General features: G+C 35.3%; 5 protein-coding genes. All 5 read right to left on the bottom strand.

The genetic code is table 11. From position 1 onward, the window contains the following. A partial coding sequence (locus tag ACIQ2S_RS10785; RefSeq protein ID WP_396175835.1) for an RlmF-related methyltransferase occupies positions 1–120 on the bottom strand: 120 nt, incomplete at its 3' end. Between the two features lie 54 nt (positions 121–174). Beyond that, entirely contained in the window at positions 175–837 is a 663-nt protein-coding gene (locus ACIQ2S_RS10780) for a thiamine diphosphokinase (RefSeq protein ID WP_396175833.1), read from the bottom strand. Between the two features lie 15 nt (positions 838–852). Continuing rightward, a complete protein-coding gene (locus ACIQ2S_RS10775) occupies positions 853–1,680 on the bottom strand; it encodes a DUF4249 family protein (protein WP_396175831.1) in 828 nt (275 codons plus the stop codon). Between the two features lie 4 nt (positions 1,681–1,684). Continuing rightward, positions 1,685–4,063, bottom strand: a complete 2,379-nt coding sequence (locus ACIQ2S_RS10770) for a TonB-dependent receptor domain-containing protein (protein WP_396175829.1) — start codon at positions 4,061–4,063, stop codon at positions 1,685–1,687. A 160-nt stretch (positions 4,064–4,223) separates the two neighbouring features. Continuing rightward, a partial coding sequence (locus ACIQ2S_RS10765) for an NADP-dependent isocitrate dehydrogenase (RefSeq protein WP_396175827.1) occupies positions 4,224–5,387 on the bottom strand: 1,164 nt, incomplete at its 5' end.

Raw genomic sequence — 5,387 nt, 5'->3', positions numbered from 1 at the left:
TACAAAAACAAATGGTTTTAATTCGGGTGTTTTAACATACAATGGTTCAAAATCATAGAGTGAACGATGATGGTTTCTTGGATGTAAGGTCGACTTTTCTATGTTGGTTTCGTTTTTCAAAATTTGGCATGAATGAGAATTAAAAATACAAATTTTTAATGAAACCAACCGAATTTAATCCCAACATTCCATTAATAATAAATCACCTGCTGCATGTTCGATAAGAACGATGCCGTCTTCGGTTACATGATTACTGCTTCCGGTGCGGTAGCCTAACATCAGTGATTCATCTTTTAAGGGATAAAATAAATTTTTGGATTGGACGCCATGTACGTCACCAATAGGAATCAAGGAGATTATTGTATTTTTGGGATACCATTTTTGAAAGGTTTGTGGCAGGAGAAATATTTTGGAATGATCGTCAAATAAAACAATCTTTAATTGATTTCTGAATTTGACAATCGACGTAATGTTTGTGAGCGTGTGGTCGGCTCTTTTTCCGGTTGCCCAAACTACGTTAGCAGCAGGAAAATTTCGTTCAATAAGATAGTCAAATGCTTTTTCTAAATCGGTTTGGTTTTGATCAGGAGTATAAATAATATCTAAGGGGTAGTGTATTTCTTTATAATACGTAGCATCAAATCCTCGATCAAAATCACCTAATAAAACATCCACTTTTATTCCAAGTTCAAGTACTCGGTCAATGGCTGAATCTAACACAATGACCAACGGCGACCATTCTAAAAGCTGTCCCAATAGTTCTTGACTACAAGCAGCTCCATTAGCTATGATTAAAGCGGGTTCTTGGTCGTCTTTGACGATGTGGTGTGATGACATTTATAAATTAGTAAATTACTCAATTGTAATAGATACTTTTGCTCGTTCGCTTAAACGAAAGTAGCCTAAAGCAAAATTATCAAAGTTAGTTTGATTCACAACATTTCCTCTAATGGTTGATGTGGGCGTGCTGAAAGGTCCGGCACTATTCGTACCCGTTTGAGCCAACAAAATGTTCATGTAATTGTAATAGTTTTGAGAAACTCCATTTAGAGTGAAAGTTACCACATCTCCTGGTACAAATTCATCACTAAAGTAAAGTCCGAACATTTCATTGTTTTGGAAAAAACGGTCTTCTAATATTCCAAATTCAGGAATAACTTTATAGGGGTCATCAATTTGTTGTAGATAGTAATTTGTTTCGTTTTCAATATCATCATAAATAAAACGCACTTCAGTAGCATCTCCCAAAGCACCTGCCTCATCATTTTGTTCAATACGTTTAATGACTGGTGTTTTTAGCAATTTTTCAGTAGCAGTATATGTTTCACCATTATAAATGATGGTTAACGTATAGCTTTGGTCAATTATGGGAATAAAATTGGAACATTCATATATTCCGAGTTCATCACCTTCAACAAAATTAAAAATTATTGCAGGATTCAGTGTTGGTGTGATGAAAATGGTTGCTCCTGAAACGGTTGGGATAGTACTGGAAAAGTAATTAGTTGTGGTTGTAAGTTTAATAATTTGTTCGTTACCTGATGTATCCTTGTCCCAATTAATTGAAGCTTCTACCACTAATCGCGGTGGTGCGGTTGGCAAATCAATATCAATCACTTCTTCACATCCAATTAGGATTGTAATCAGAATAATTCCTGTGATATATTTGAATACTTTCATAGCTTTAGAATTTAAAATTGTAAGTTACACTTGGAATAAAACCAAAGATTGCAAGACGTGTAGCCTCATTAACAGCCGTTTCTTTATTTTGTTGAAACGTTATTGAAGCTGCATTCATGCGGTTGTAAATGTTATAAACACCAAATACCCATTCACCTTGCCATTTTCTATCTTTATTTTTACTGGGAGTTAAAGTAGCAGAAACATCCAGACGATGATAAGCAGGTAAGTTGTTCCCATTTCGCAAACCATAACTCGGAACAGTTATTCCATTGTATTCATATTGACCGTTAGGTAAGGTGATTGGTTGACCCGACTGAAAGGAGAAATTCGCTCCAAAACGCCATTTTTCATTGTAATTATAATTTCCAACAATGGAAATATCATGTAATTTATCAAAACCGGTTCGGTACCATTCGCCATTGTTGATACCTGTTTCTTGGGGAGTTCTACCTTCTACTTTTTGCTCGCTTCGTGCTAAAGTATAAGCGAGCCAACCATTAAACTTTCCTTGATTTTTACGAAATAGTACTTCCAAACCATAGGCTCTCCCGACACCATTTAGAACCACTTGTTCAATAGCTTCATTGGCAATTAAATTTGCTCCATCAATATAATCGACACGATCTTGAATATTTTTGTAAAACGATTCTACTTCTAATGAGTATTCGTCATTTTTAAAATTCCTGAAATAGCCTACGGCAAACTGATCTAATAATTGAGGTCTTAAAAAATTATCACTGGGAGCCCAAACATCTAATGGCGTGGGTGATTGAGTGTTGGAAATTAAGTGTAAATATTGCGTCATTCGATTGTAACTTGCCTTGATTGATTGTTCGTCATTAATAGCATAAGAAATCCCTAAACGAGGCTCCCAATTATCAAAACTCGCAATAGTTTCATTTTTTTTATAGGAAATAGTTCCTGTAGGATTAGCTGATTCGTAAATTTGAAAATCTTGATTAAAAGTAACCGCTTGGTTATTGGCATAAGTATTCAATGTTTGATCACCTAATCGATAAAACAAGCTGTATCTCAAACCGTAGCTAACTGTTATTTGATCGGACAATTGGTGTTCAGCATCCAAATACAAAGCTCCTTCAAAAGCATATTTTTTTGCAAGTTGGTCCTCATTGATTCCGGAATTTTCATCCGTTGGTTCAATTTTACCGGGATTAAAATCGTAGTAAATTGAATTTAAACCATAGGTTAATTTAAGTTTATTATTCAAATAGTGTTTGAAATCGTATTTGAAATTATAATTTTTAATACCACTATCCCAGTTAAATCCAACAAAATCCAACGTTAAACCGTAATAATAATCGGAATATATGAATGACATGTTTGAAAATAATTTTTCATTAAATAAGTGATTCCATCGAAAATTAAGTACGGAATTTCCATAAGTATTTACGAATGTCTCATTCAAGCTGAACACATCACGACCAAAGTATCCCGATATAAATACATTGTTGTTGTCATTCAATTTGTAACTTATTTTAGTATTCAAATCATAAAAATAAGCTGAATTATCGTTGTTAAAAAGCGGTAGAAATAAATGTGCATACGAACCTCTTCCTGCAACTAAAAATGAACCTCTGTCTTTTACAATTGGCCCTTCAGCTAACAATCTGCTGGAAACCAATCCGATTCCACCGGTCATGTGAAAATCTTTACTGTTTCCTTCTTTCTGATAAATGTCCAATACAGAAGATAATCGACCACCAAAACGAGCAGGAATTCCCCCTTTGTATAATTTCAAATCTTTGATTGCATCGGGATTGAAAACAGAGAATAATCCAAATAAATGGGAAGAATTGTAGATGGTTGCTTCATCTAAAAGAATCAAGTTTTCATCAGCACCACCTCCACGAACATTGAAGCCGGACTGACCTTCACCGGCACTCGTTACACCGGGTAACGTTAGTAATGACTTTATAATATCAACTTCTCCCAATAAAACCGGCAATTGTTTGATTTCCTGAATGGTAAGTTTGTTAACACTCATTTCAGGTTTTCGAATTTCTGTTCGGACTTTTCGGTCAGTTAACACTACTTCATTTAAAAGTTGTACAGATTCTTTCATTGAAACATTATTTCGAATGTTTTTATCTAAAATTATAGTAGAAGTTATGGTTTCAAATCCGATGTAACTTATTTCTAAGATATACGTTCCTTTGGGGAGTGATATCGAATAAAAGCCATATTCATTAGTTGTGGTTCCTGTTTTGAGTTCAGTTATTACAACTGTTACACCAATTAATGTTTCATTGCTTCTTTGGTCACTCACGGTCCCACTAAGTGTGAATTTTTCTTGGGAGTATAATGTTGATACAGAAAAAACACTAAGTACAATAAGAAAAAGTACATTTTTAAAATTCATAGCTTAAAATTTGTGCTAAATTCGGCAATTTCACCAAAATTTATCACTTTAAGGTTGTTAAATCGAGGTTAAAAGTCAACCGAAAATGTTTGTACTGAAATATTTAAAATAAAAAAGACAACCTTTACGATTGTCTTCTTTTAAGCCATGAAAATTGAATTTAATTCAACTTCGCCAATACAGCATTCAATGTTTCGCTTGGCCGCATTGCTTTTTCAAGTAATTTAATATCCGGTTTGTAATAACCACCAATTTCCTGTTTCTTCCCTTGAGAACCGATTAATTCTGCATTTATTTTTTCTTCATTTGATGTCAAGGCTTCTGAAATAGGGGTGAAGAGTGCTTTTAACTTAGCATCTTTCTCCTGAGTGGCTAACGCTTGAGCCCAATATAAAGCCAAATAAAAATGAGAACCTCTGTTATCAATCTGACCCACTTTGCGGGCGGGAGATTTATCGGTTTCTAAAAACTTTTCAGTCGCCTCATCCAAGGTCTCAGATAGAACTAATGCTTTTGCATTGTTTAAAGATTGTCCTAAATGCTCCAATGAAACACCTAAGGCTAAAAATTCGCCTAACGAATCCCAGCGAAGATAACCTTCTTCAATAAACTGTTCCACATGTTTGGGAGCGGATCCGCCGGCTCCTGTTTCAAATAAACCACCGCCATTCATCAACGGAACAATAGAAAGCATTTTAGCTGAAGTTCCAACTTCTAAAATTGGAAATAAATCGGTTAAATAGTCACGTAATACATTTCCGGTTACTGAAATTGTATCCAATCCCTGAATGATTCGTTCCAAAGTAAAGGTTGTTGCCTCCACCGGATTCATGATGCGAATATCTAAGCCATTTGTATCATGGTCTTTAAGGTAGGTTTTTACTTTGGTAATTACTTGTCGGTCGTGTGCACGGTTTTCATCCAACCAAAAAACGGCCGGTGTATTGGATAATCGTGCACGATTGACAGCCAATTTTACCCAATCTTGAATGGCAGCATCTTTTACCTGACACATTCTGAAAATATCACCTTTTTCAACGCCTTGTTGCATTAAGACCATGCCGTTTGCGTCAACTACGTGAACTTCACCAAAATCTTCCATTTGGAACGTTTTGTCATGCGAACCGTATTCTTCTGCTGCTTGTGCCATCAAACCTACATTGGGAACACTTCCCATTGTTTTAGGGTCAAAGGCTCCGTGTTTTTTGCAGAATTCAATGGTGGCAGTATAAACTCCTTCATAACATCTGTCAGGGATAATTGCTTTTGTATCTTGAGCTTTTCCTTCTTTGTTCCACATTTGTCCCGATGTGCGAATCATTGC

The organism is Flavobacterium sp. (assembly GCF_044371705.1).
Taxonomy (GTDB): domain Bacteria; phylum Bacteroidota; class Bacteroidia; order Flavobacteriales; family Flavobacteriaceae; genus Flavobacterium.
This window is presented reverse-complemented; position numbering and strand designations above follow the sequence as displayed.

Coding starts and splice junctions, on each gene's coding strand:
- ACIQ2S_RS10780 (WP_396175833.1), bottom strand. CDS start 837: ATGTCATCACACCACATCGTCAAAGACGACCAAGAACCCGCTTTAATC.
- ACIQ2S_RS10775 (WP_396175831.1), bottom strand. CDS start 1,680: ATGAAAGTATTCAAATATATCACAGGAATTATTCTGATTACAATCCTA.
- ACIQ2S_RS10770 (WP_396175829.1), bottom strand. CDS start 4,063: ATGAATTTTAAAAATGTACTTTTTCTTATTGTACTTAGTGTTTTTTCT.